Origin of the sequence: Arthrobacter sp. SLBN-112 (assembly GCF_030944625.1) — a bacterium.
Lineage (GTDB): Bacteria > Actinomycetota > Actinomycetes > Actinomycetales > Micrococcaceae > Arthrobacter.
The window spans coordinates 4,361,027-4,386,623 of the sequence record NZ_JAUSXY010000001.1 but is presented as its reverse complement, the minus strand read 5'-3'; the positions used below and the strand labels follow the sequence as shown (position 1 = coordinate 4,386,623).

Annotated in this window: 20 protein-coding genes, 1 tRNA gene and 1 rRNA gene; 13 read left to right on the top strand and 9 right to left on the bottom strand. The window is 65.4% G+C overall.

The window, feature by feature from the left end; genetic code table 11:
* Positions 1-158 precede the first annotated feature (158 nt).
* Both rrf and QF050_RS20285 read left to right on the top strand, forming a co-directional pair.
* Positions 159-275 (top strand): 5S ribosomal RNA (gene rrf / locus QF050_RS20290).
* Between the two features lie 142 nt (positions 276-417).
* Positions 418-921 (top strand): hypothetical protein, encoded by a 504-nt coding sequence (locus tag QF050_RS20285; protein WP_308932057.1) that lies wholly within the window; start codon positions 418-420, stop codon positions 919-921.
* 15 nt (positions 922-936) lie between these two features.
* Here QF050_RS20285 and QF050_RS20280 read toward each other — a convergent pair whose 3' ends face one another.
* Both QF050_RS20280 and QF050_RS20275 read right to left on the bottom strand, forming a co-directional pair.
* Positions 937-1,995 carry a LacI family DNA-binding transcriptional regulator gene (locus tag QF050_RS20280; protein WP_308932056.1) on the bottom strand — a complete coding sequence of 353 codons (1,059 nt, stop codon included), beginning with the start codon at positions 1,993-1,995 and terminating at the stop codon, positions 937-939.
* Between the two features lie 2 nt (positions 1,996-1,997).
* A complete protein-coding gene (locus tag QF050_RS20275; RefSeq protein ID WP_374121555.1) occupies positions 1,998-3,740 on the bottom strand; it encodes a glycoside hydrolase family 13 protein in 1,743 nt (580 codons plus the stop codon).
* A gap of 179 nt (positions 3,741-3,919) precedes the next feature.
* Between QF050_RS20275 and QF050_RS20270 the strand changes: the two genes are divergently transcribed.
* On the top strand, positions 3,920-5,290 hold the full coding sequence (locus QF050_RS20270) for an FAD-binding oxidoreductase (protein ID WP_374121554.1): 1,371 nt from the start codon (positions 3,920-3,922) through the stop codon (positions 5,288-5,290).
* Positions 5,291-5,293: 3 nt separating this feature from the next.
* On the opposite strand, the gene QF050_RS20265 is transcribed toward QF050_RS20270, so the two are convergent.
* From QF050_RS20265 to QF050_RS20250, 4 genes are all read right to left on the bottom strand, one after another.
* Positions 5,294-6,712 (bottom strand): DUF4032 domain-containing protein, encoded by a 1,419-nt coding sequence (locus tag QF050_RS20265; protein WP_308932054.1) that lies wholly within the window; start codon positions 6,710-6,712, stop codon positions 5,294-5,296.
* 133 nt (positions 6,713-6,845) lie between these two features.
* Positions 6,846-7,928 carry an ABC transporter ATP-binding protein gene (locus QF050_RS20260; RefSeq protein ID WP_018762103.1) on the bottom strand — a complete coding sequence of 361 codons (1,083 nt, stop codon included), beginning with the start codon at positions 7,926-7,928 and terminating at the stop codon, positions 6,846-6,848.
* A gap of 219 nt (positions 7,929-8,147) precedes the next feature.
* Entirely contained in the window at positions 8,148-8,984 is an 837-nt protein-coding gene (otsB, locus tag QF050_RS20255; RefSeq protein ID WP_308932053.1) for a trehalose-phosphatase, read from the bottom strand.
* Complete coding sequence (locus tag QF050_RS20250; protein WP_308932052.1) at positions 8,974-10,473, bottom strand: trehalose-6-phosphate synthase; 1,500 nt, start codon at positions 10,471-10,473, stop codon at positions 8,974-8,976. Before QF050_RS20250 ends, otsB begins: the two co-directional genes overlap by 11 nt.
* 178 nt (positions 10,474-10,651) lie before the next feature.
* On the opposite strand from QF050_RS20250, the gene QF050_RS20245 reads away from it, so the two are divergent.
* From QF050_RS20245 to QF050_RS20225, 5 genes are all read left to right on the top strand, one after another.
* Complete coding sequence (locus QF050_RS20245) at positions 10,652-11,539, top strand: thioredoxin domain-containing protein (RefSeq protein ID WP_308932051.1); 888 nt, start codon at positions 10,652-10,654, stop codon at positions 11,537-11,539.
* Positions 11,540-11,689: 150 nt separating this feature from the next.
* Positions 11,690-11,763 (top strand) — tRNA-Thr (locus QF050_RS20240).
* 118 nt (positions 11,764-11,881) lie between these two features.
* On the top strand, positions 11,882-12,307 hold the full coding sequence (locus QF050_RS20235) for a ChaB family protein (protein ID WP_308932050.1): 426 nt from the start codon (positions 11,882-11,884) through the stop codon (positions 12,305-12,307).
* Between the two features lie 84 nt (positions 12,308-12,391).
* Positions 12,392-14,563, top strand: a complete 2,172-nt coding sequence (locus QF050_RS20230; RefSeq protein WP_308932049.1) for an elongation factor G-like protein EF-G2 — start codon at positions 12,392-12,394, stop codon at positions 14,561-14,563.
* A gap of 41 nt (positions 14,564-14,604) precedes the next feature.
* Positions 14,605-15,858, top strand: a complete 1,254-nt coding sequence (locus tag QF050_RS20225; protein ID WP_308932048.1) for an MFS transporter — start codon at positions 14,605-14,607, stop codon at positions 15,856-15,858.
* 113 nt (positions 15,859-15,971) lie between these two features.
* On the opposite strand, the gene mmsB is transcribed toward QF050_RS20225, so the two are convergent.
* From mmsB to chvE, 3 genes are all read right to left on the bottom strand, one after another.
* A complete protein-coding gene (gene mmsB, locus QF050_RS20220) occupies positions 15,972-17,252 on the bottom strand; it encodes a multiple monosaccharide ABC transporter permease (RefSeq protein ID WP_308932047.1) in 1,281 nt (426 codons plus the stop codon).
* Positions 17,253-17,256: 4 nt separating this feature from the next.
* Positions 17,257-18,786 carry a multiple monosaccharide ABC transporter ATP-binding protein gene (gene mmsA / locus QF050_RS20215; protein WP_308932046.1) on the bottom strand — a complete coding sequence of 510 codons (1,530 nt, stop codon included), beginning with the start codon at positions 18,784-18,786 and terminating at the stop codon, positions 17,257-17,259.
* Positions 18,787-18,890: 104 nt separating this feature from the next.
* Positions 18,891-20,018 (bottom strand): multiple monosaccharide ABC transporter substrate-binding protein, encoded by a 1,128-nt coding sequence (gene chvE, locus QF050_RS20210; RefSeq protein WP_308932045.1) that lies wholly within the window; start codon positions 20,016-20,018, stop codon positions 18,891-18,893.
* Between the two features lie 268 nt (positions 20,019-20,286).
* On the opposite strand from chvE, the gene araB reads away from it, so the two are divergent.
* The 5 genes from araB to QF050_RS20185 all read left to right on the top strand — a co-directional run bounded on the left by araB (position 20,287) and on the right by QF050_RS20185 (position 25,563).
* Entirely contained in the window at positions 20,287-22,002 is a 1,716-nt protein-coding gene (araB, locus tag QF050_RS20205; protein WP_308932044.1) for a ribulokinase, read from the top strand.
* On the top strand, positions 21,999-22,706 hold the full coding sequence (locus tag QF050_RS20200; protein WP_308932043.1) for an L-ribulose-5-phosphate 4-epimerase: 708 nt from the start codon (positions 21,999-22,001) through the stop codon (positions 22,704-22,706). Before araB ends, QF050_RS20200 begins: the two co-directional genes overlap by 4 nt.
* A 46-nt stretch (positions 22,707-22,752) precedes the next feature.
* Positions 22,753-24,273, top strand: a complete 1,521-nt coding sequence (gene araA / locus QF050_RS20195; RefSeq protein WP_308932042.1) for an L-arabinose isomerase — start codon at positions 22,753-22,755, stop codon at positions 24,271-24,273.
* Positions 24,274-24,277: 4 nt separating this feature from the next.
* Positions 24,278-25,297 carry a LacI family DNA-binding transcriptional regulator gene (locus QF050_RS20190; RefSeq protein ID WP_308932041.1) on the top strand — a complete coding sequence of 340 codons (1,020 nt, stop codon included), beginning with the start codon at positions 24,278-24,280 and terminating at the stop codon, positions 25,295-25,297.
* Between the two features lie 74 nt (positions 25,298-25,371).
* Positions 25,372-25,563: a hypothetical protein gene (locus QF050_RS20185; protein WP_308932040.1), complete on the top strand. Its 192-nt coding sequence runs from the start codon at positions 25,372-25,374 to the stop codon at positions 25,561-25,563.
* Positions 25,564-25,597: the final 34 nt, after the last annotated feature.

Sequence of the window (25,597 nt, the reverse complement as noted above, 5' to 3'; positions counted from 1 at the left end):
TACATACAACATCTGCTTGCGTCCACTATGTGGTTCCCAACCAACAACCCCGTCACAGGGGATGGTTGCACGAACCAACAACTGAATAACAACACCACAATGTTGTAACCACAGTTTTCCCACACCACCCCCCCGGGGTTGGTGACGGGTACAAGGGTTACGGCGGTCATAGCGTGGGGGAAACGCCCGGTCCCATTCCGAACCCGGAAGCTAAGACCCACAGCGCCGATGGTACTGCACCCGGGAGGGTGTGGGAGAGTAGGACACCGCCGGACACACATTGGTCGAGGCCCCAACCACACGGTTGGGGCCTCCCACATTTAAAACAACCACCAGCCGAACAGGCCCCACGGGCCAACGAGCCTGGGAAACGGCCCGCTAATATCGGGCGGCCGCCCGCGGGTAGAGTTGTTCCCCATGAGCAGCATCTTCAGCCATGCCCAGGACCCCTTCGAAGCAGATGGGCAGCCCGGCGTTGAACCATTGGATCCAGTGGTCAATGCGGTTGTAGTTCCCGGACCCGTGGCGCGGGCCTTTGCCGGTTTTACTGACCACGCCCACCTGTGGTGGCCGCTGGAGCCGTATGGCGTCTACGGAGCAGGGTCGTATGTCGAATTTGAAGAGAACCTGATACTCGAGACTGCGGACGACGGACGCACCAGCATTTGGGGGACGCTGGATGACTGGCAGCCGCCGCTGTCCTTCCACGCCACGTGGCACCCGGGCACCACTGCCATGTGGTCCACGGAGGTCCTGGTGGCCTTTCGCGCCGTTGACGGGGGAACAGAGGTACGGGTGTTCCACGATGGGTGGGAGGGCGCCGAGGACCCTGCCGCCGTACGGGGACACTATCTGCAGGCATGGCCCGTGATCCTCGAAAAGTACGCCCGCTTCATGGGTGCCCCAGACGCGGCCGACTAATCCGTGGCCGGCCGGTTAGTCCTCGTTCAGGCGACCGGACGGGGGAGGCGGTACCGCCGTGCTGGTTCGGATTAGAAACTCTGTTGGGTACTCCTGGTCCTGGACTGCTCCAGCCGGCGGGCCGCCGTCGGAATCCTTGCCGGCTTCCAGCAGCGCCAGCGCGGTGGCAGCGGCCAAATTACCTTGTCCGCGCGGATCCTGTCTGATGGTGGTGAGGCCAAAAGTCTCGCTGAGCTCGTGTCCGTCCATCCCTACGACCGAGAGATCCTGCGGGATCTGCAGGCCGAAGTCGCGTGCTGCGAGCATGACGCCGATGGCCATCTCGTCGGATGCAGCAAAAACGGCGGTGGGCCGTTCCGCCGTCGTTCCCAGAAGCTGACGTCCCACCGCGTACGCGCCCTGGATGGTGAAGTCCGCGTTCACCACCCATTCGTCCCGGACCGCCAGGCCTGCCTCCGCCATGGCTGCAGCAAAGCCCTTCTGTCGCAGTTTCGGAAGCTTGAAGTCGCGGTTCAGCCCCGCGTCTCCGGTGATGTGCGCAATCCGGGTGTGGCCAAGCCGGATCAGGTGGCCAGTAGCACGCCTGGCAAGGCCTTCGTCGTCGATCCTGATAGTTGAGGCTCCCCGCAGGACACCGCCGATGCCCACGATGGGACGATGTACCGCCAGCAGTTGGCCGATCTCATCCTCACGCAGGACCAACGCAACCGCGATGACGGCGTCCAGGCGTTTACGGAGCAAGAAATCGTTAAGGATGCTGCTGCGCCGCTCAGGCAGCTCACCCACGTTGTAAAGGGTGAGGTCGTACCCGGCATCCAGGAGGGTTTCCGAGACCCCTTCGAGTACTGACGAGAAATACCAGCGCTGGACGTTGGGCACCACCAGCCCAATGTTGCGGTTGCGCCCCGAAGCCAGGCTCGAAGCGTGGTACGACGGAACGAAACCCAACTCCTTGGCTGCCTCCTGTGCCAGGCGGCGGCTTTTCGACGACACGTTGGACTTGCCGCTCAACGCCCGCGAAACGGTGGCCACGGACAAGCCGGCCCGGCTGGCAACTTCTTTGATGCCCGCCAATGTCAGTCCGCCGTGGCGTCAGGCCCAAGCTGCAGCCATGCTGTCTCTCCGGAGGCGAGGGTGTGGCCCGTGGCTGCCGGCAGGCTGCGGAGGAGTACGTGGCCGGCTGGCATGTCCAGCGGCTCATGGTTCAGGTTCATAAGCACCAGCGTAGTGCCGTTCATGTAGCCGAGTGAGGATCCGGTGCACCAGTCCTCGGCCCAGGACAGGGATCCCCGGCCCAGGTCCAGTTCGCGGCGCCGCGCCAGGGCTTCACGGTACAGGGCAAGGTGCGACGAGGGTGATACCGCCTGCACGTCCCGGGCGAGCTCCGCGAAAGACGGCGGAATCGGCAGCCAGGGATCGTTCCCGGAACCAAATCCCAGATGACGGTCTTCGGCCCGCCACGGCAGCGGCACCCGGCAGCCGTCGCGGCCAAGGCGTTGGCCGCCGGTACGGGCGAACGTCGGGTCCTGCCGCAGGTGCCCGGGGATGTCAATGCCGTCAGGCAGCCCCAGCTCTTCACCCTGGTACAGGTAGGCAGCGCCGGGCAGTCCCAGCATGAACAGGGAAGCGGCCGCTGCGCGGCGCCGGCCCAGGTCCTCATCCGGCTGGGGATCGCCGGCACCAATGCCGTCGCCGTCCCGCGGGCCGTGGCCGTTATAACCAAATCGGCTGGCATGCCGGACCACATCGTGGTTGGAGAGCACCCACGTGCTCGGAGCGCCTACGCCGTCAAGGACTGTCAGGGAGTCCGTGATGACCGACCGCAGCCGGTACACATCCAGTCCGGCATGGAGGTAGGGGAAGTTGAATGCCTGGTGCATCTCGTCGGGCCGGACCCAGTGGGCCAGCCGGTGGAGGTCCACGCTCGCCTCGGCACACAGAATCCGGTCCGGGCCGTATTCGTCCAGGATCAGCCGCCACTTCCGGTAGATGTCATGGACGCCGGGTTGCCCGAACATGGGTGCCTCGTGGCCGGGGTAGCCGTCGCTGCTGCCGCCGTCGGCGCGGCCGCCCCACGCAGGCAGGCCCGGTGCCTTGACCAACGCGTGGGCCACGTCCACCCGGAAGCCGGAGACGCCCCGGTCCAGCCAGAACCGGAGTACCCGCTCGAACTCTGCATGGACCGCCGGGTTGTCCCAGTTGAAGTCCGGCTGGGAGGAGTCGAAGAGGTGCAGGTACCACTGGCCGGGCTCGCCGTCCGGTCCCGTCACGCGGGTCCAGGCAGGACCGCCGAAGTGGGACTGCCAGTTGTTCGGCGGCTCCTGGCCACCGGGGCCGGTCCCGTCACGGAAGATGAACATTGCCCGCTCTGGGCTCCCGGCGGGCGCTGCAACGGCTGCCTGGAAGGCCGGGTGCTGGGCCGAGCAGTGGTTGGGTACCAGGTCCACGATGACCCGCAGCCCGAGGCGGTGTGATTCTGCCATCATGACGTCGAAGTCGCCCAGGGTGCCGAAGATCGGGTCCACATCGCAGTAGTCGCTGACGTCGTACCCTGCGTCGCGCTGCGGTGACCGGTAGAAGGGCGAGAGCCAGACGGCGTCGACTCCCAGGTCCGCCAAATGCGGCAGTTCCTCGGTGATTCCCGCCAGGTCTCCTACGCCGTCGCCGTTCAAATCACGGAACGAACGGGGATATACCTGGTAGATCACAGCGGACCGCCACCAGCCGGGGAGGGCATCAGCGGCGTGGATAAGCGTCAAAGGACCGGCAATGCTCGCAGTGTCCTGGGTCACAGTTTCGACAGACATGACAGACAGCATAACGGCCGGAGGCGGTATAAATGAAAACGCTTCCATAGCTGACAAACATGCTGTTCAGGGGCGTTGGGTCGCGTAACATGCCAAGGCTATGGAAGCGATTGCAGACCCGGCAAAGCCAGGACGGCCCGGCGGACGGCGCCTAGACTTGGTGGATGTGTCCGACGACGGGTGGAGGCTTTGTGGGAAGTATCGTTGACGAGCTGGAAACCATGTTGGCGCCAGGACAGCTGGATATCGGCGAGGCCGCGCTCCGCAAGTACGCCATCGACCAGGCGCCCGTCATCGACTTCCAGCTTCCCCTGGCCGTCGTGTTCCCGGAGTCGGTGGCCGATGTCCGGGCAGTCGTGCGGGCCTGCGCGGCCAGGGGAGTGGCGATCGTACCCCGCGGCGCCGGTACGGGAGTGTCCGGCGGGGCCCATGCCACCAGGAACTGCATCATCCTCTCGATGGAGCGGATGGACCGGATCCTTGCCCTGAACCCGGACGACGAAACGGCCGTGGTGGAACCGGGTGTGGTCAATGCCGTCCTCAACGAGGCCGCCGCGGTGCACGGCCTTATGTTCGCCCCCGACCCCGCGAGTTTCCGGAGCTCCACCATCGGCGGCAACGTGGCCACCAATGCCGGTGGGCTGCGCTGCGCCAAGTACGGGGTCACCAGGGACTCGGTTCTGGCCCTGGACGTCGTCCTGGCTGACGGCTCCCTGATCCACACCGGCCACCAAACCTTCAAGGGTGTGGCGGGCTACGACCTTACGGGCCTCTTCGTGGGATCCGAAGGAACACTCGGCATCGTGGTCGGCGTCACGGTGCGGTTGAAGTACCTGCCCCGGGAGGTCCACACCGTCGCGGCGTTCTACCCGGACTTCAGGCTCGCCGCCGCGGGGGTCCTGGCCGTGGGCAAAGCGCGCGTCCAGCCCGCCATCATGGAGCTGCTCGACGGCGGCACTCTCGCCCAGCTTGACGACATCCACGGATCGGACCTCACGGCCCGGGGAAAGTCCCTGCTCCTGGTACAGACAGACGGGTTTGGTGCTGCCGCCGAAGCCGACGTGGTTCGCCAGGTCCTCAAGGCAGGCGGCGCTACGGTCACCACTGAAGCAAGCGCCGAAGCGGAACGGCTGGTGGAACTGCGACGGCACAGCAGGGGCACCGAAGTGGACGACGAATACCGGGTGGGCGAAGACGTCGCCGTGCCGCGGTCGCGGCTGGTGGACTACATCGCGGCGCTTGAGGCGCTGGCCGCGATCCAGCGGGTGCATCTCAAGGTGGTGGCGCACGCCGGTGACGGCAACCTGCACCCCACTTTCTGGATCGATCGGCAGGGCACCAATGTTGATGACGATGCTATGGGACGCCTCCAGGCGGCCCTGGATGAGTCCATCACGGCGGCGTTGGCGATGGGCGGCACCATCACCGGGGAACACGGCGTGGGCCAGTACAAGCTGCGCTGGCTGGGCCAGGAGCAGCCCGAGCCGGTCCGGGAGCTGCAGCGCAGGATCAAGGACTTGTTCGATCCCGCGGGAATCCTCAACCCCGGTAAGGCGATCTAGGGTTCAGTCGTCCGCGTCCGGGTAGTCATCCTCGGATTCATCGGCACCGTAGCGGGATTCCTCGCTCTCCACGTCAAGGATCTTAAGCATCTCGGTATCCGGGTTCAGCATGATCGCGGCCTCGTCCCGCCGGTGCCGGAGGATCGAGTCGATGTAGGACTGCACGGCCTCGGCCAGGGGGATGTGGCGTTCCTGCTTTTCGGACATGTACCAGCGGTGTTCCAGGACTTCATGGACTACTTCGGCGTGCTCCAGCTTGCCGGAAAGATCGCGCGGTATGGAACGGACAATGGGCTCGAAGACCTGGCTCACCCAGAGGTGGGCGCTGTATTCCTCGTCCATCTCCGGGTTGTTGTCCGCCCGGAAGGAGTCCATGTCGTTGAGCAGCCGGCGGGCCTGGTTCTCCTGGGCATCCAGGCCGGTAAGCCGCAACAGCCGGCGCTGGTGGTGCCCGGCGTCGACCACTTTGGGCTGCAGCTGGATGGTGGCACCGTTCTGCGTGGTCTTGATCGCGTATTCCTCGACGTCGAAGCCGAGTTCGTTCAGGCGCCGGATCCGGGCCCCCACCCGCCAGCGTTCGCCGAGCTCGAAGGATTCCTTCTCCGTCAGTTCCGCCCACAGCCGCCGGTAGCTGTCCATGATCAGCTCACTGGTGGCGACCGGGTCCACCTTCTCCTCGATCAGCCCGCCGTCCAGCAGGTCCATCAGTTCACCGGCGATGTTTACCCTGGCGATTTCGAGATCGTATTCGCGCTGGCCGGTGGACAGGTCCGGGTAGAGCTCACCCGTCTCGGCATCCACCAAATAGGCGGCGAAAGCGCCGGCATCGCGGCGGAACAGGGTGTTGGAAAGCGAGACGTCGCCCCAGTAGAACCCGATCAGGTGCAGCCGCACCATCAGGAGCGCCTGGGCGTCGATAAGGCGGGTGAGGGTGTCCTTGCGCAGCATCTGCGAAAAGAGTGCGCGGTACGGCATGGAGAATTTCAGGTGCCGGGTCACCAGGACCGGGTTCAGTGGGCGCCCGTCCGGGGTGGTGCGTCCGGTAATCACGGCCACGGGTTCCACGCAGGGTACGTCCAGCCGTGCCAGTTTGCGGAGCATGTGGTACTCGTGGCGGGCCACGTGCTCGGACGTCTCCTTGATGGCGATGACCGAGCCGCCGAGGTGTGCGAAGCGCACGATGTGCCGGGAGATACCGCGGGGGAGCGCTGCCAGGTATTCGGCGGGCCATTCCTCCAAGGCGATATGCCAGGGCAGGTCCAGCAGTTCGGGGTCTGCCGCCGCCGCCGTGATGTTCAGCGACGACGCCACCGAGGCCGCCTTGTTGTCATCGGCACTGGCGGCCACGAACCGCGGCAGTTTACCGACCTGCGCGTAGTCGGTGGGTTCGTCGTGCCACTGGGCGCTGTTTTCCTCGGTCATGGGTCAATTCTTCCGTACGCAGGGCAAGGACGATAAATCTTCGTTAAAGCCCGACGGCGGCCCGCACCGTTGTGAAAGGGTGCGGGCCGCCGTCGGTTGCGTGGGTTGGGCCACGCGAACCGGTGGGTGGGGACTAGTCGCCCAGGCGCAGGCCGGTCTTCGTGTCGAACAGGTGCACGTGGCCGGACTGCGGACGGACGTAGATGACCTCGCCCTTCATCGGAGGGCGGCGGCCGTCGACGCGGGCCACGATGTCGTGGTCCTTGCCGTCAAGCGTGGTGTGTCCGTAGACGTAGGCGTCGGCACCGAGCTCTTCGACGACGTCGACCTCAACCTTCAGGCCTTCGCCCTGCGGAGCGGTCTCAAGGTCTTCGGGACGGGAGCCCAAGGTGACGGTGGAGCCGTGCGCCTCTTCGAGGACGTCGCGCGGCACGGGGTACACGGTGCCGCCGAACTGTACGCCGCCGTCGACGACCGGAAGTTCCAGCAGGTTCATGGCGGGGGAGCCGATGAAGCCGGCAACGAAGACGTTCTTGGGTCGGTCGTAGAGGTTGCGCGGGGTGTCGACCTGCTGCAGCAGCCCGTCCTTCAGCACTGCCACGCGGTCGCCCATGGTCATGGCCTCGACCTGGTCGTGGGTCACGTAGACGGTGGTGACGCCCAGGCGGCGGGTCAGTGATGCGATCTGGGTACGGGTCTGGACACGGAGCTTCGCATCCAGGTTGGACAGCGGCTCATCCATGAGGAAGACCTGCGGGTTACGCACGATGGCGCGGCCCATGGCAACACGCTGGCGCTGACCACCGGAGAGCGCCTTCGGCTTGCGGTCCAGGTACTGTTCCAGGTCCAGAAGCTTGGCGGCTTCGCGGACACGCTCGGCGCGCTCTTCCTTGGAGACGCCTGCGATCTTCAGGGCGAAGCCCATGTTGTCTGCCACAGTCATGTGCGGGTACAGCGCGTAGTTCTGGAAGACCATCGCGATATCGCGGTCCTTCGGCGGAACATCGGTGACATCACGGTCGCCGATCAGGATGCGGCCTGCGTTGACGTCCTCGAGGCCTGCGAGCATGCGCAGCGAGGTGGACTTACCGCAACCGGAGGGTCCAACGAGGACCAGGAATTCGCCATCGGCGATGTCGATATTGAGCTTATCGACGGCGGGCTTATCTGTGCCCGGGTACAGACGCGTAGCGTTATCAAAAGTAACTGTAGCCACAGTTATCAATCCCTTCACCGGCAGGTACGTGCCGGACGATCCGTTGTGAATGGTTCATGTTTATTCAATTGTGTTCCAGCAAAATGCTCCGGGTCTTTGCCCCGGAGCACCCAATGACGCCGCACGGTGTTTGTGCGCCACATCACATAAAAGAGTATGCCAGAATGGTCCTCTTTTAGCGCAAATGTTACGAACGTCACATGGGGCGTTGGTCACTGCCTAGCCGGAGGCGGCCTCGGGATCTTCCTCGGCCACGGTGATGCTCCGTTCCTGCAGCAGCACCTCCAGCAGTTCGGCGATGTGCACAGGTGCTTCCACCCGGTACTGGGCCTGGGTGAAATCGAGGCCCACCTTGACCCCTACGTCGCCCGGCTCCAACCGGGCGAAAGCGTCCTCGTCCGTCACGTCGTCGCCGGCGAACAGGACGGCGGTTGCGCCGGTGGCTTGCCGCAGGAAGGCGACGCCTTCACCCTTGGAGGCGTTGACCACTGACGTCTCCAGGACGCGCTTGCCCTCCTTCAGGAAGACGCCCTTGCGGTCCTGCAGCGATGCGCGCGTGGCCGCCACGGCGTCCTCGGCGACGTCGTCGTCAGCCTGGCGGGTGTGCAGGACGACGCCGGCGGGCTTGTCCTCCAGGGAAGTTCCGGGAGCCTCGGCCACGATCTCAGCCAGAACCGCCCGGACTTCGGCGAGAAGCGCTTTCTGGTCCTCCTCCAGTGCTAACTCCGTGGAACCCGGTCCCAGCCACGCTTCGGCGCCGTGGCTTCCGATGAGGAGGGTGTCCACCGGCGGGGACGCGACCTGCCGCAGGCTTGCGAGGGCGCGGCCCGAGATGAGTGCCGTCGTCGTCCGTGGAAGCACGGCAAGGCCCGCAAAGGCTGCTGCCGAGCGCGGGAGCGGGCGCGCGTCTTGCGCGCGGTCCACGATGGGCGCCATGGTGCCGTCGAAATCCATGGCAACCAGCAAATGCCCGGTTCCGGCGATCCGGCGCAAGGCTTCCCGCAGCTCGGGGGTCAGTGCCAGCGGCCTCCTGGCGCGGTGGCCCTCAGGAGTCATCGCGGACCACCTTTTCGTTCAGCGCGCGCAGGAAGTCCGCGGACCAGTGGTCGACGTCGTGGTCCAGGATCTGGCGTCGCATGGACCGCATGCGCCGCGACGCTTCCCGGGGGGTCAGCTCCACCGCGTTCATGATGGTGTTCTTGAGGCCCGCGATATCGTGCGGGTTGATCAGGAGCGCCTGCTTGAGCTGGTCCGCGGCGCCGGCGAATTCGCTCAGGACCAGGGCGCCGTCGTTGTTGTTGCGGGCGGTGACGTATTCCTTGGCAACAAGGTTCATCCCGTCCCGCAGGGCGGTGACCAGCATGACGTCCGCGGCCAGATACAGCGCCACCATCTCCTCTACCGGGTAGCTGTGGTGCAGGTAGCGGACGGCGGTGTTTTCGAGGGTGTCGTAGGTGCCGTTGATGTGGCCAACGGTTCCTTCGACTTCTTCGCGGAGGAGCCGGTACTGTTCCACGCGCTCCCGGCTGGGCGAGGCCACCTGGATCAGTGTTGCCTCGCCAACGGTGAGCCGGCCGTCTGCCAGGAGCTCCTCGAAGGCCTTCAGCCGGTGGCGGATGCCCTTGGTGTAGTCCAGCCTGTCCACACCCAGCAGGATCGTCTTGGGGTTGCCCAGGTCCTGCCGGATCTGCCGTGCACGTTCGATGATTTCGGGCCTGGCGGCAAGCTCGGAGATCTGCTTGACGTCGATGGAAATGGGGAAGGCCTGCGCCCGCGCAATATGCGTGATTTGGCCGTCCTGGCCTTTGACGTGCACCTGCTGCTGCTTGACGCTGGCTCCGAGGAACCTGCGGGCGGACCGCATGAAGTTTCCGGCGTCACTGACGCGCTGGAAGCCCACCAAATCTGCGCCGAGCAGGCCGTCGATGATGGCATGCCGCCATGGGAGCTGGGCAAAGATCTCCGGCGGCGGGAACGGGATGTGGTTGAAGAACCCGATCCGGAGGTCTGGCCGGGCCTCGCGCAGCATCCGCGGAACCAGCTGCAACTGGTAGTCCTGGACCCAGACGGTTGCGCCGTGGTCCGCGTGCCGCACCACAGCGTCGGCGAACCTCCGGTTGACCTTGCGGTAGGCGTCCCACCATGCCCGGTGGAACTCCGGCGGGGCGATGACGTCGTGGTACAGCGGCCAAAGGGTGGCATTGGAGAAGCCCTCGTAATACAGCTCAACATCCTCCGTGCTGAGCTGGACCGGGACCAGGTCCATCCCGCCATGGCTGAAGGGCTTGACGGTCTCGTCAGGTGCTCCGTGCCAACCCACCCAGGCGCCGTCCGTCTTGGTCATCATCGGTGCGAGGGCGGTCACCAGGCCGCCGGGGGACCGTCGCCAGCCGGATCCGTCACCGCCATCGGCGGGCGCCACCCGGTCAACCGGCAGCCTGTTCGAGACCACCATGAAGTCGTACTTCGTGTGCGCGGCGTGGCTGGAATCGGAGCCGGCGGCATGTGCCGTGCCGGCGGGTTTTTCCTGGACGGGTGTTTGCATTGCGGCCCCCTGGGGTTGCTTGTGCCTCTAAGCCACCCTAGCGGGACGGAATCATCGGGGCTATTCGTCCGTTGGTCAACCCGAAGGAATGGTTGAAACCGCAAGCTCTCAGTTTTCTCCCCTAAAATGTGGGGGTGCCACCCAGTGGTCCCCCTTCGTCGACCGACCCAAGGAATTCATGAGCCCCGCAAACGAAGTACGTAAGTCCAAGGCTGAGCGAACCGCGGAGGCGCGGGAAAAGGCGCGCCTGATCCGTGAAGCACAGGCAAAAAAGGACAAGCGCAACAAGCTGCTGATCGGCTGGGGCATTGTCGCCGCTGTGGTGGCCATCCTGGTGGTGGTGGCCCTGGTGGTCACCAGCAGCCTGAAGCAGAACGCCCCGATTGCGGATCAGGGGCCAACGCCGGCAAACGCCAACATCCATGGCGGCGTTACCCTGCTTGCCAACTCGGATGTGGCCAAGAGCGACCCGGCAACGGTGGACGCCAACTCCTTGGGCGATGCGCCGCAGACGCCACCGGCCGAGGTGGTTGCGCCGGGCGCGGAAGCGGAGGCCGGCAAGCCGGTCAAGGTGGTCCTCTACGTCGACTTCATCTGCCCCGTCTGCAAGAACTTCGAGACGCAGTACAACGACCAGCTGACGTCCCTGCGGAACGATGGCAAGATCACCGTGGAGTACCGGCCGCTGGGCTTCCTGGACAGCCGGTCCACCACCAACTACTCATCCCGCGCGGCCAATGCGGCAGCCTGTGTGGCCAACACCGCTCCGGAGAAGTACGCCGACTACTTCAACGCCCTGTACGCCCAGCAGCCGGCGGAAGGCAGTGCAGGCCTCTCGGACAACGACTTGAAGAAGATGGCCTCCGACATGGGCGTCAACATTGGTTCCTGCGTGGATGACAAGACCTACCGCCCGTACGTGAAGTACACGACGAAGGAAGCCTCGGCCATCGGGGTCAGCGGGACGCCGACGGTCTTTGTTGACGGCAAGCAGTGGGGCAAGGGGGACAGCGCCCAGACTCCGTTCCCGGATTTCCTGCAGGCAGCCATCGCCGCCAAGGGCTAAGGCAAAGAACCCGCGACAGGGCCCGTTCCGGAACGTATCCGGGGCGGGCCCTTGCCGCGTCCGGTGCGAGGGTGCCCGGCGTTTTTACGCCCGGCGGGAGTTGGGCTAACCTTATCTAGCGCCTTGACGGCGCAGGCCCCCAGGGGTCGCGCCTCCTTAGCTCAGTTGGCCAGAGCACCGCTCTTGTAAAGCGGGGGTCGTCGGTTCGAATCCGACAGGGGGCTCCGGCGCGAAGGCCCCGGCTCGAGGTTCCAGGAACCCGGGCCGGGGCCTTTTGTTGCTCCGGGACTAAGCTGGATTCATCCCAATAATCAGCCTGCTGACTAAAGGAGGATGGGTGCCATGCCCAAGACCGGCAAGAATGACCACGCCCGCAAGGAAGAACTCCCCTCGACCCTGCAGCGGTCGGGCCGAAAAGCCCAGGACACGTTCGCCAAGACCTACGATTCGGCCCTCGCGTCCTACGACCACGACGAGGAGCGCGCGGCCCGCACGGCGTACGCGTCACTGAAGCACAGCTACGAAAAGGTGGGCGACCACTGGGAGCCCAAGGACAAACGCGGTCCGTCGGACAAACACGCGGAGCAGGGCGTCCGCTCATCCGAACCCACCGCCGGAGGCGTTGACGCCAACGCCTCCAAGGAACACCTCTACAAACTGGCCAAGGAACTGGACGTTAAGGGCCGTTCGAAGATGGACAAGCACCAACTGGTGGAGGCACTTCAAAAGGCGAACAACAAGGCCACCCGCAAAGCCCGCAGCAAATAGCCTGCACTCTTGCCGTCCTGCCGTCCAAGGTGTCGAATCAAAGGATACGTCCGGTCCGGCCGGCAATGATGCCAGGAGGTTCCCATGTCGGTGAAGAGCACCAAGGAGTCAGTGCGGGCGGCAGGCGGCAAGAACGGCCCCGATGCACGCCGCGCCGATCAAAACGCCGGCATTGCCGCCGCGGACCCCGGCCGAATCCGGAACGTGGCCCTGGTGGGGCACTCCGGTGCCGGGAAGACGATGCTGATCGAGGCGCTGCTGGCTGCCAACGGCATGATCACCCGCAAAGGCTCCATCGTGGACGGAACAACGGTCAGCGACTCCGACCCGGCTGCCGTGCACCAGCAGCGGTCGGTCACGCTGTCCCTGGTGCCGCTGATGGTGGACGACGTCAAAGTGAACCTGATGGACACCCCGGGCTACCCGGACTTCATCGGGGAACTGCGGGCCGGGCTGCGGGCGTCGGATGCTGCCCTGTTCGTGGTCTCCGCGGTCGACGGGATCGATGCAACCACCACCGCCCTGTGGGGCGAGTGCGAGCAGGCCACGCTGCCGCGCGCCGTCGTGATCACGCGGATGGACCATCCGCGCGCAGATTACGAGGCCACCCTGGCCGCCTGCCAGAAAGCGTTCGGCGACTCCGTCCTGCCCCTCTGCGTGCCGTTGCAAGGGGAAGGGACGGACACGGGGTTGCTTGGCCTGCTGTCCCGCGAGGTCACAGACTACTCGGCGGGGGACGCCTCGCCCGCAACCCGCCCGCCTGACCCTGCCGAACTCGCGGCTGCCGCACCGGCCCGCGGCAGCCTGATCGAGGGAATCATCGCCGAAAGCGAAGACGAGACGCTCATGGACCGTTACCTGGACGGTGAGGACATCGACCCCGCAGCGCTCGCAACCGACCTGGAAACCGCCGTCGCCCGCGGCTCATTTTTTCCCGTGCTGCCCACGTCCGCCGTCACCGGCCTCGGCACCGCCGAACTGCTGGAACTGCTGGTCCGTGCCTTCCCGCCGCCGGGGGAGCGCAACCTGCCGGACCTGACGGACCTGGCGGGGGAACCGGCTGGAACCTTGTCCTGTGATCCGTCCGGTCCGCTTGCGGCTGAGGTGGTGCGGACATCCAACGATCCCTTCCTGGGCCGCATCTGCCTGGTGCGGGTCTTCTCCGGGACCCTGCGTGAAGACTCGCCCGTTCATGTGGGTGGCCATGGCCTGGCCGACCGGGGCCACCAGGACCACGACACCGATGAACGCGTAACCCACATCTACTCGCCGTTGGGTGCCAGCCTGCGCCCCGTTCCCTACTGCGTGGCAGGGGACCTGTGCGCCGTGGCCAAGCTGGGGAGTGCCGAAACCGGGGACACCATTTCCGCGCGGGACACACCGCTGTTGCTCGCCACGTGGGAAATGCCCGAGCCGCTGCTGCCGGTTGCCGTGGAAGCGGACTCCCGCAGTGACGAGGACGCACTGGCCCGCAGCCTGGGCCGGATCGCGGCGGGCGATCCCACCCTGCGGGTGGACCGGAACGCCGAAACGCACCAGCTGGTGCTGTGGTGCATGGGTGAAGCGCATGCGGAGGTGGTTCTCGACAGGCTGCGCGAGCAAGGCGTGAAACTCCACACCGTGGACGTGGTGACGCCGCTGCGGGAAACCTTCGTGGCACCCGCCACAGGCCACGGCCGCCACGTCAAACAGTCCGGCGGCCACGGCCAGTACGCCGTGTGCGACATCGAAGTGGAGCCGCTGGACCGCGGCGCCGGGTTCGAGTTCGTGGACAAGACCGTAGGCGGCGTCATTCCGGGAACGTTCATCCCGTCGATCGAAAAGGGCGTCCGGGCGCAGATGGAGCGGGGCGTCTCCGCGGGCTTCCCCGTGGTGGACCTGCGGGTGACGGTGGTGGGCGGCAAGGCCCACAGCGTCGATTCATCCGATGCCGCCTTCCAGTCGGCAGGAGCCCTGGCACTGCGCGAAGCCGCGGCTGCGGGGAAGATCCAGCTCCTCGAACCGGTGTCCGCGGTGGCCATCACGGTGTCCGACGAACATGTGGGGACGGTGATGAGCGACTTGTCCGGCCGGCGGGGGCGCCTGACCGGAACCAACTCCTCGGGCCAAGGCCTCACCGAGATCAGCGCCGAAGTTCCGGACCAGGAACTCCTGCGCTACGCGGTGGAACTGCGGGCCCTGACCGCCGGTACCGGGAGGTTTCACAGGCAGTACCTGCGCCACGAGCCGGTGCCATCTAATTTCACCCCGTCCTGATCCCGCCCGGGCAGGACCATCGCCAAGGAACGCCGGCACCCGTGAACGCCGCAGCACGAAAGATCCAAAACGTCTACCTGACCTTGACGCTGGGCAACACCCTCGCGGCGTCCTTCATCTGGGGCATCAACACGCTGTTCCTGCTCGACGCCGGGCTGAACAACTTTGAGGCGTTCGCCGCGAACGCGTTCTTCACGGCAGGAATGGTGCTCTTCGAGGTACCCACCGGGGTGGTCGCAGACAGTTGGGGGCGCCGGGTGTCCTTCCTGCTGGGGACCGTAACCCTGGCCGGGTCCACCTTCCTCTACTACCTGCTCTGGCAGTTGTCGGCGCCGTTTTGGTGGTGGGCGGCCGTCTCGGCCCTGCTGGGGCTCGGCTTCACCTTCTTCTCCGGGGCCGTGGAGGCCTGGCTGGTGGATGCGCTGCACTTCACCGGTTACGAGGGCAGCCTTGAAGCCGTCCTGGGCCGCGGCCAGATGGTTTCCGGCATCGCCATGCTGGGAGGTTCGGTGGCGGGCGGGGTGATAGCGCAGGCCACCAACCTGGGCGTGCCGTTCCTGCTGCGCGTCGCGGTGCTGGTAGCCATGTTCGCAGTTGCGTTCCTCCTCATGCACGACGTCGGGTTCACACCCGAGCGTTCGGCCCACCCGCTGCAGGCCACCCGCGCAGTCCTGCGGGCTTCGCTCGACGGCGGGCTGAGGAATCCGCCCGTGAGGTACATGATGCTGGCCGCACCCTTCACCGACGGTGTCGGGTTTTACGTCTTCTACGCCCTCCAGCCCTACCTGCTGCAGCTTTTCGGCGACCCGAGGGCCTACGCCATCGCTGGCCTGGCCGCGGCCATTGTCGCCGGGGCCGACATTGTGGGCGGCTGGCTGGCGCCGCTGGTGCGGAAGCTGGTCCACCGTCGCACCACCGTGCTGATCGGCTCCAACATCATCAGCTCGGTGGTCCTGGTGGTGCTGCTGGCAACCAACGTCTTTTGGCTGGCGCTGGTGCTCCTGGCCCTCTGGGCCGTGGTGGCTTCGGCCGGCACCCCGGTACGCCAGGCCTACCTCAACGACATGATCGCCTCCAAGCAGCGGGCCACCGTCCTCAGCTTCGCCTCGCTCATGGGCTCAAGCGGCGGTGTGGTGGTGCAGCCGCTGCTTGGCAGGGCCGCGGACCTTTACGGCTACCCTGCATCCCTGGCCATGAGTGGCGCAGTGCAGCTGCTGGCAGCACCCTTCATCCTGCTGAGCCGGCGCCGGCGCGCGCCGGCCGACGCCGGGACGGGCCTGGCGGCAGCGCCCTGACCAGCACGGGGCACACGCCAGGCCCAATGCAGCGAAGGCCCCGGGCCCCGGACTGGGTGGGTCCGGTGCCGGGGCCTTCGAAGGAACTGTCTGCCAGGTGGCCGAAGCCGGTACTACTTGACGCCCGCCTGTACCGTTTCGGAGGCTGCAGGCACGGGCTTCTCTTCTGCGGGTGGGCGCGTGGTCTTGAGCTTGAACCGCTTGCCAAGGTCACCGCCGCCGCCGCTGCGGTTCTTGTTGAAGATGTCGAAGCCGACGGCGACCAAGAGCACCAGGCCCTTGATGAGTTGCTGGTAGTCGGTGCCCAGGCCCAGGATGGACATGCCATTGTTGAGCACGCCCATGATGAGGCCGCCGATCATGGCCCCGGCGACGGTGCCGATGCCGCCGGTGACGGCAGCACCGCCAATGAAGGCCGCGGCGATCGAATCGAGTTCGAAGCCGGTTCCGCCTGCCGGCTGTGCCGAGTTGAGCCGGGCGGTGAAGACGAGGCCTGCCAAGGCAGCGAGTACGCCCATGTTCACGAAGAGCCGGAAGGTCACGGCCTTGGTCTTGATTCCTGAGAGCTCAGCTGCATGGAGGTTGCCGCCGATTGCATAGGTGTGCCGGCCGAACACGCTGTTGTTCATCAGCGCGGTGTAGGCGATCACCAGCCCTGCCAGGACCACCAGGACGATCGGCGTGCCCCGGTAGGACGCCAGCAGGAAGGTGATGATGAGCATGAGCAGCGCCGTGAAGGCGGTTTTGATGACGAACCAGACCAGGGGTTCGCTTTCGAGGTCGAACTTCCTGCGGATCCGGCGTTCCTTCAGGGCCTGGATGAGGAGTGCCACTGTGGCGCCCACGCCGAGGATGACCGTGAGCCATTCCAGCACTGAGGTACCGCCGGAAATATCCGGGAGGAATCCTCCGCCCAAGGCCCGCAGCTCGGCCGGGAAGGGCGTGATCTGCTGGTTCTTCAGGGTAATGAGCGTCAGGCCACGGAAAATCAGCATGCCTGCCAGCGTGACGATGAAGGCCGGAATTCCCACGTAGGCGATCCAGTACCCCTGCCAGGCACCGACGAGGGCACCGACCAAAAGGCACGCGGGGATGGCGGCCCACCAGGGCCAGCCCCAGTGCACGATCATGACGCCCGCCACGGCGCCGATGAACCCTGCGACCGAGCCGACGGAAAGGTCGATGTGGCCGGCGATGATCACCATGACCATGCCGATGGCGAGGATGAGGATGTAGCTGTTCTGGACCACCAGGTTGGTGACGTTTTGCGGTTCCAGCAGGATCCCGCCGGTCAGCCCCTGGAACAGCAGGACAATCAGGATCAGGGCAACGAAGATGCCGACCTGGCGGAGGCGGCTTGTGAGGAATCCGAGCGATTCTCGTAGGGCGGACATTTCGCTATTCCTTCTCTTTGGTCATGTAGTGCATCAGGGTTTCCTGGGTGGCCTCGGCGATGGGCACCTCACCGGTGATATGGCCGGCGGCGAGGGTATAGATGCGGTCGCAGATGCCCAGGAGTTCGGGAAGTTCCGAGGAAATGACGATCACGGCTTTTCCTTCGGCCGCGAGCCTGGCAATGATCGTGTAGATCTCGTATTTGGCGCCGACGTCGATCCCGCGGGTGGGTTCATCGAGGATGAGTACATCGGGATCGGAGAACATCCATTTGCTCAGCACGACCTTCTGCTGGTTGCCGCCGGAGAGTTTTCCGGTGATGGCGGCCACCGAGGGTGCCTTGATGTTCATGCTGTTGCGGTAGCCGTTGGCCACCACGGTCTCCTGGTTCTTGTCCACGAAGCCGCGTTTTGCGAGCTTGCGCAGCGCTGCCAGGGAGATGTTGCGCTTGATGTCCTCGATGAGGTTCAGGCCGTAGTGCTTCCGGTCCTCGGTGGCGTAGGCAATGCCGTGCCGGATCGCGTCAGAGACGGTGGCGGTGTTGATTTCCTCGCCGTACTTGTAGACCTTGCCTGAGGTGGCGGTCCCGTACGTGCGGCCAAACACGCTCATGGCAAGCTCCGTGCGGCCGGCGCCCATCAGCCCGGCAAGTCCCACCACTTCGCCCTTCCTGACGTGCAGGTTGGCGTTCTTGACCACCATTCGGGCGTGGTCCTGGGGGTGGCGGACGGACCAGTCTTCGATCCGGAGGACTTCTTCACCGATGTTCGGGTGGCGGTCCGGGTACAGGCTCTCCAGGTCCCGTCCCACCATGCCGCGGATGATCCGCTCCTGTGTGATCTGTCCTTCATCAAGCCGGAGGGTCTCGATGGTCTTGCCGTCCCGGATGATGGTGACGGCATCGGCCACCTTGCGGATCTCGTTGAGTTTGTGGCTGATGATGATGCTGGTGACTCCTTGGCCCTTCAAGTGGAGGATCAGGTCCAGCAGGTGGCCGGAGTCCTCGTCGTTGAGGGCGGCCGTGGGTTCGTCCAGGATGAGCAGCTTCACTTCCTTGGAGAGCGCCTTGGCGATCTCCACCAACTGCTGCTTGCCTACGCTGATGTGCTGCACAGGGGTGATCGGGTTTTCATCGAGTCCCACGCGGGCAAGCAGCTTGGCTGCCTCCAGGTTGGTCTTGCGCCAGTCCACCCAACCGTTGGTGGCCTGCTCATTGCCAAGGTAGATGTTCTCGGCGATGGAGAGGAACGGGCTCAACGCCAGTTCCTGGTGGATGATCACGATGCCCCGCTTCTCGCTGTCGGAGATGCTGGAGAAATTGCAGGGCTCGTTTTCGAAGAGGATCTCCCCGTCGAAGGTGTTGTCAGGATAGACGCCGGACAACACTTTCATGAGCGTTGATTTGCCGGCGCCGTTTTCACCGCAGATGGCATGGACCTCTCCACGGTTCACATCCAGGGTGACATCCTGGAGCGCTTTCACGCCCGGGAACGTTTTGGTGATTCCTCGCATCTGAAGAATGGGTGTGTTCATCGTCAATTCCCACTGACTGGTCGAAGCTTGGCCCTGTCTGCTGCTGCAGGGGGCTGCGGGAGGGGCTGCGGCCGGATTGGACGTCAGGCCGCAGCCCCGGCTGACTACTTGACGTCGGCGTCGGTGTAGTACCCCGAGTCGATCAGTTCTTTCTTGTAGTTGTCCTTGGTGATGATCACGGACTTCAGCAGGAAGGCCGGGACAACCTTGACCTTGTTGTTGTAGGTCTTGGTGTCGTTGGTTTCCGGTTCCTGGCCCTTGAGGACGGCGTCGACCATCTTGACGGCCTGGGCACCCAGCTGGCGGGTGTCCTTGAAGATGGTGGAGTACTGCTCGCCGGCAATGATGGACTTCACGGAGCCCTTCTCGGCATCCTGGCCGGTGACGACCGGGAGGGTTCCCTTGGCGTAGCCGCCGGTGCTGGTGAGGGCAGAGATGATGCCGATGGACAGGCCGTCATACGGGGACAGGACGCCGTTCAGCTTAGTGCCCGAGCTGTACGCGGAAGTGAGGATGTCCTCCATGCGCTTCTGCGCTACCGGTGCCTGCCAGCGAAGGATCGCGGCCTGCTCAAACTTGGTCTGGCCGCTGGGGACCTTCAGGGTGCCGGCATCCAGGTACGGCTTGAGGGTGTCCATGGCGCCGGTCCAGAAGAAGTTGGCGTTGTTGTCGTCGGGGCTTCCGGCGAAGAGTTCAACGTTGAAGGGGCCCTTGCCGTCCACCTTCTTGCCGTTGGCGTCAAGGAGGCCCAGGCCGGTCAGCAGCGAGGTGGCCTGCTGTACGCCGACCGTGTAGTTGTCGAACGTGGTGTAGTAGTCGACGTTCGGGGTGCCGTTAATGAGGCGGTCGTACGCGATGACCTTGACGTTCTGCTCCTTGGCCTTGGCCAGGACGTCGGTCAGGGTGGTGCCGTCAATGGCTGCGATGATCAGGGCCTTGGCGCCCTTGGTCAGCATGTTTTCGATCTGTGAGACCTGGGTTGGAATGTCGTCATTGGCGAACTGGAGGTCCGTCTTGTAGCCGAGGTCCTTGAGTGACTTCTCCACGTTGGCGCCATCGGCGATCCAGCGTTCGGATGTCTGCGTGGGCATCGAGATGCCAACCAGCGAGTCGCTGGGCTTTGCCGCACTGCTGGGTTCTGTTGCCGCGCCGCGTGAGCCGCAACCGGTGGCTCCCACCGTCAGCGCGAGGACAAGCGCCACCGCGCCCACGAGTTTTTTGATTCTCACCATTTTCTCCTTCCGCGGCAGCACTGCCGCGAAGTGTTGTTGGACGAGGCAGCAGCGATGCTTCCTGGCCCGGGCCACATTGTTGATGTGTCGGTTCAATATAGACTGATTTGTGAACGCTAACAAGAGGCCGCTATCAACTTTTCGAACATGCTCCGGTTTCATTGACTTCTGCTTTGTTAGCGTTCACACTTGCTGCAGCGCTTAGCTCGACCATGACCCCTAGACAACCCCGGCAATGAGGCCCTGCCTCCCGGGCGGAGGCAACCGAATGCCAGAATCTCTCTCCAGCTCCAGCCCTGACCACGTCGTCATCGGGGTGGACTACGGAACACTCTCGGGCCGTGCCGTGGTGGTGCGGGTCCGTGACGGGAAGGAGCTCGGCAGTGCGGTCCATGAGTACCCGCACGCTGTGGTCACCGACGTCCTGCCACGTGACACAGCAGGCGACGACGGAGCCAGGCTTCCCGGGGAGTGGGCGCTTCAGGTGCCCAATGACTACCGGGAGGTCCTTCGCGCCGCGGTCCCGGCTGCGGTGGCTGCCGCGGGGATCGACCCGGCGGACGTCGTCGGTATTGCCACGGACTTCACTGCCTGCACTATGGTCCCGGTCAAGGCTGACGGCACGCCGTTGAACGAAGTGCCGGGTTATGCGAATCGGCCGCATGCCTATGTGAAGCTGTGGCGCCATCACGCCGCCCAGGGGCAGGCCGACCGCATTAACCGGCTTGCGGCCGAACGGGGCGAGGACTGGCTTCCGCGCTATGGGGGTTTGATCTCCTCGGAGTGGGAGTTCGCCAAGGGGCTGCAGCTGCTGGAGGAGGATCCGGAGGCCTACGCCGCGATGGACCATTGGGTGGAGGCGGCCGACTGGATCGTCTGGCAGCTGTGCGGCCGGTATGTCCGCAACGCCTGCACGGCCGGGTATAAGGGCATCTACCAGGACGGCCGCTACCCGTCCGAGGATTTCCTGTCCGCCCTGAACCCGGATTTCAAGGACTTTGTCGGCTCCAAACTGGAACACACCATTGGCCGGCTGGGTGACGCCGCCGGCACCCTCACGGCGGAGGCTGCAGCCTGGACCGGACTGCCCGAGGGCATCGCCGTGGCGGTGGGAAACGTTGACGCGCATGTCACGGCGCCGGCTGCGAAAGCGGTGGAGCCCGGGCAGTTGGTGGCCATCATGGGCACCTCGACCTGCCACGTCATGAACGGCGCCGAACTGCGCGAAGTACCGGGCATGTGCGGTGTAGTGGACGGCGGCATCGTGGACGGGCTGTGGGGCTATGAGGCAGGCCAGTCCGGGGTGGGGGACATCTTTGGCTGGTTCACCGAGTCCGGCGTCCCGCCGGAATACCACCAGGCGGCCGAAGCTGCAGGCCTGGGCATTCACGAATACCTCACGGCACTGGCCTCCCGGCAGGCTATTGGGGAGCATGGATTGATTGCGCTGGACTGGCACTCGGGGAACCGTTCGGTGCTGGTGGACCACGAGCTTTCCGGGATTGTGGTGGGGCAGACCCTGGCCACCAGGCCCGAGGATACGTACCGTGCGCTGTTGGAGGCCACGGCGTTCGGGACCCGCACGATTGTGGATGCTTTCCGCGATGCAGGGGTTCCGGTCAAGGAATTCATTGTGGCCGGCGGGCTGCTGAAGAACAGGCTGCTGATGCAGATTTATGCGGATGCCACCGGGTTGCAGCTCTCCACCATTGGTTCGGAGCAGGGCCCGGCCCTGGGATCGGCGATCCACGCTGCCGTGGCCGCCGGTGAATATGCTGACATCCGCGAGGCCGCCGCCGCGATGGGTGCCGAGCCAGGTGAGGTTTACACGCCGATCCCGGAAAACGTGGCCGCCTACGAGGAACTGTTCCAGGAGTACAAGGCCCTGCACGACTACTTCGGCCGCGGCGGCAACGAGGTTATGCACCGGCTTAAGGCCATCCAGCGCAACGCGGCCAAAGCAACCGTGGAGGTCTCCGCATGAGCGCAATCCTTGAAACCATCGCCCGCGTCCGGGAGGACGTGTGCGCCCTGCACGCTGAGCTGACCCGGTATGAACTGGTGGTGTGGACGGCCGGGAACGTCTCGGCCCGGGTGCCCGGCCATGAGCTGATGGTGATCAAGCCCTCCGGTGTCTCCTACCAGGACCTCACCCCGGAGCAGATGGTGGTAACCGACCTGTATGGGACGCCGGTCCGGGGCACCAACATCGGCAGCGGGGGAACGGTGGAGTGGGGCAACCCGGCTCTCTCGCCGTCCTCGGACACCGCCGCGCACGCCTATGTCTACCGGCACATGCCCGAGGTGGGCGGGGTGGTGCACACGCACTCGACCTATGCCACCGCGTGGGCCGCCCGGGGCGAGGCCATCCCGTGCGTGCTGACCATGATGGGTGATGAGTTCGGCGGCTCCATCCCGGTGGGCCCGTTCGCGCTGATCGGCGACGATTCGATCGGCCACGGCATCGTGGAGACCCTGAAAAGCTCCAACTCTCCCGCGGTGCTGATGCAGAACCACGGCCCCTTCACCATCGGCAGGGACGCCCGGTCCGCCGTGAAAGCCGCCGTGATGTGCGAGGAAGTGGCCCGCACCGTCCACATTTCCCGGCAGCTGGGCGAGCCGTTGCCCATCGACAAAGACTCCATTGACTCCCTCTACGCCCGCTACCAAAACGTCTACGGGCAGTAGACCAAGCAGGGCAGTACAGCCCCCAAAACTTTCAACAGGAGTACCCATGAATACCGCAGCACACACCTCCCTCGACGGTTACGAGGTCTGGTTCCTCACCGGCAGCCAGCACCTCTACGGCGAAGAAGTCCTCAAGCAGGTCGCCGCCCAGTCGCAGGAGATCGCCAACCAGCTCAACGCCTCCTCGGCCGTCCCGGTCAAGATCGTCTGGAAGCCGGTCCTGACCGATTCAGACGCCATCCGCCGGACCGCGCTGGAGGCGAACTCGGATGATTCCGTCATCGGTGTCACGGCCTGGATGCACACGTTCAGCCCGGCCAAGATGTGGATCCAAGGCCTGGACCTGCTGCGCAAGCCCCTGCTGCACCTGCATACCCAGGCCAACCGGGACCTGCCGTGGGCGGACATCGATTTCGACTTCATGAACCTGAACCAGGCCGCGCACGGTGACCGCGAGTTCGGGTACATCCAGTCCCGCCTGGGCATCGCCCGGAAGACCGTCGTCGGGCACGTCTCCAACCCCGAGGTAGCCCGCCAGGTGGGCGTTTGGCAGCGCGCCGCCGCCGGCTGGGCCGCCGTCCGCACCCTGAAACTGACCCGCTTCGGTGACAACATGCGCAACGTCGCCGTCACCGAAGGCGACAAGACCGAGGCCGAGCTGCGCTTCGGCGTCGCCGTGAACACCTGGTCCGTCAACGAACTCGCCGACGCCGTGCACGGCGCTGCGGAGGCCGACGTCGACGCCCTGGTGGCCGAATACGAAGACCTGTATGACGTGGTGCCGGAGCTCCGCGCAGGCGCGGCCCGGCACGACTCCCTCCGCTACGGCGCCCGGATCGAACTGGGGCTGCGCAGCTTCCTGGAGGCCAACGGCTCCGCCGCGTTCACCACCTCCTTCGAGGACCTGGGCGCCCTGCGCCAGCTTCCCGGCCTCGCGGTGCAGCGGCTCATGGCCGCCGGCTACGGCTTCGGCGCCGAAGGCGACTGGAAGACCGCCATCCTGGTCCGCGCCGCGAAGGTGATGGGTGCCGGCCTGCCCGGCGGCGCCTCCCTGATGGAGGACTACACCTACCACCTCGAACCCGGCGCCGAAAAGATCCTGGGCGCCCACATGCTCGAGGTCTGCCCCTCACTGACCGCTGCGAAGCCGCGCCTGGAAATCCACCCGCTGGGCATCGGCGGCAAGGAAGACCCCGTCCGGCTGGTCTTCGACGCCGATGCCTCCCCGGGCGTGGTCGTCGCCCTGTCCGACATGCGCGACCGCTTCCGCCTGGTGGCCAACGCCGTCGACGTCGTGCCCCTGGACCAGCCCCTGCCCAACCTCCCCGTCGCCCGCGCCCTCTGGGAACCCAAGCCGGACTTCGCCACGTCCGCCGCCGCCTGGCTCACCGCCGGTGCCGCCCACCACACCGTGCTCTCCACCCAAGTAGGCATGGACGTCTTCGAGGACTTCGCCGAGATCGCCAAAACCGAACTCCTCACCATCGACGAAGACACCACCATCCGCCAGTTCAAGAAAGACCTGAACTGGAACGCCGCCTACTACAAACTCGCCGGCGGGATCTGATCCCGTGGCGCAGCCCAGCTCCCGGCCCCGGCGATTGCCAAGGCTTGAGGACGTGGCGGGGCTGGCCGGGGTCTCGCACCAAACCGTCTCCCGGGTGGTCAACAACCACCCCAACGTCAGCACGGGGACACGGCACAAGGTGGAAGCGGCGATTGCCGAACTTGGCTACCGCCGCAACACTGCCGCCCGCAGCCTGGTCACCCGGCGCTCCCAAACCATCGGTGTCCTGGGCAGCGAGCTGTCGCAGTACGGCCCCGCCAACACCATGCTGGGAGTCGAACGGGCCGCGCGGGACGCAGGGTACTTTGTCAGCGTTGCTGCGCTGCGGGAAGTCACCAGGGACACGATCCTGGACGCCGTCAGGCACTTCCTGGACCAATCGGTGGACGGAATAGTGGTGATTGTTCCGCACTTGGCCACGTTGGCGGCGCTGGCGGAATTGCCTATTGGCGTTCCAGTGGTCGCCGTTGGCTCCGACGGGAATGACGCTGTTGGCGGTGTCCGGGTTGACCAGCGCAAGGGGGCCGAACTGGCCGTCCGGCACCTCTTAGCGCAGGGCCACACCCGGATCGGGCACGTCGCGGGGCCGCAGGACTGGATTGACGCCGTGGCGCGGTCCGACGGCTGGCGCTCCACCCTGGCGGCCGCCGGGCTTGAGGCGGATCTTCTGATCGAGGGAGACTGGAGCGCCGGCAGCGGCTACGACATTGGCCGGCGGCTGGCGGCTGACCGGCACGCCACCGCCCTCTTCGTGGGCAACGACCAGATGGCACTGGGGATCCTGCGTGCCTTGAACGAAGCAGGCCTGGAGGTGCCGAAGGACGTTTCCCTGGTGGGCTTCGATGACCAGCCCGAGTCCGCGTACTTCAGCCCGCCGCTGACGGTGGTCCGGCAGGATTTCGAAGAACTGGGCAGGCGCTGCATGGACATGATGCTGGCGGTACTCGGCGGTGAAGAAGGACCCCGGACGCTGGTGGTGGAACCTGAGCTCGTCCTGCGCAGCAGCACGGCCCCGCCCACGTGAGGACACATGCGGATTTAATCCGCGGGAGACCGCCGCGAAACGTGGCCACAACAATAGCTGCGTAGGTTTCAGGCATGATGGCTACCTTGCTTATCCGGCTCCGCGACTGGGCCCTTGATACCTTTACCTGTGAATCCGAGTCCCAGGCCGCAGGCGCCATGGCCGATGCCACCCGGTGGGGCTGGCTTCCGGCCCTGAGCGGGGTCGCCGTTGGGGCCGATCACGCCCGCTCCGAACACCTGGGAAGGGTGTCCGGCGGCAGCTGAATGTCTGCTTGGCCACACTATTGCGCCGGGGCCC

Bases quoted from the DNA above. Each gene is read 5' to 3' on its own strand.
- QF050_RS20285 (WP_308932057.1), top strand. From the start codon at position 418: ATGAGCAGCATCTTCAGCCATGCCCAGGACCCCTTCGAAGCAGATGGG.
- QF050_RS20275 (WP_374121555.1), bottom strand. From the start codon at position 3,740: ATGCTGTCTGTCATGTCTGTCGAAACTGTGACCCAGGACACTGCGAGC.
- QF050_RS20265 (WP_308932054.1), bottom strand. From the start codon at position 6,712: ATGACCGAGGAAAACAGCGCCCAGTGGCACGACGAACCCACCGACTAC.
- otsB (WP_308932053.1), bottom strand. From the start codon at position 8,984: ATGACTCCTGAGGGCCACCGCGCCAGGAGGCCGCTGGCACTGACCCCC.
- QF050_RS20250 (WP_308932052.1), bottom strand. From the start codon at position 10,473: ATGCAAACACCCGTCCAGGAAAAACCCGCCGGCACGGCACATGCCGCC.
- QF050_RS20245 (WP_308932051.1), top strand. From the start codon at position 10,652: ATGAGCCCCGCAAACGAAGTACGTAAGTCCAAGGCTGAGCGAACCGCG.
- QF050_RS20235 (WP_308932050.1), top strand. From the start codon at position 11,882: ATGCCCAAGACCGGCAAGAATGACCACGCCCGCAAGGAAGAACTCCCC.
- QF050_RS20230 (WP_308932049.1), top strand. From the start codon at position 12,392: ATGTCGGTGAAGAGCACCAAGGAGTCAGTGCGGGCGGCAGGCGGCAAG.
- mmsB (WP_308932047.1), bottom strand. From the start codon at position 17,252: ATGTCCGCCCTACGAGAATCGCTCGGATTCCTCACAAGCCGCCTCCGC.
- mmsA (WP_308932046.1), bottom strand. From the start codon at position 18,786: ATGAACACACCCATTCTTCAGATGCGAGGAATCACCAAAACGTTCCCG.
- chvE (WP_308932045.1), bottom strand. From the start codon at position 20,018: ATGGTGAGAATCAAAAAACTCGTGGGCGCGGTGGCGCTTGTCCTCGCG.
- araB (WP_308932044.1), top strand. From the start codon at position 20,287: ATGCCAGAATCTCTCTCCAGCTCCAGCCCTGACCACGTCGTCATCGGG.
- QF050_RS20200 (WP_308932043.1), top strand. From the start codon at position 21,999: ATGAGCGCAATCCTTGAAACCATCGCCCGCGTCCGGGAGGACGTGTGC.
- araA (WP_308932042.1), top strand. From the start codon at position 22,753: ATGAATACCGCAGCACACACCTCCCTCGACGGTTACGAGGTCTGGTTC.
- QF050_RS20185 (WP_308932040.1), top strand. From the start codon at position 25,372: ATGATGGCTACCTTGCTTATCCGGCTCCGCGACTGGGCCCTTGATACC.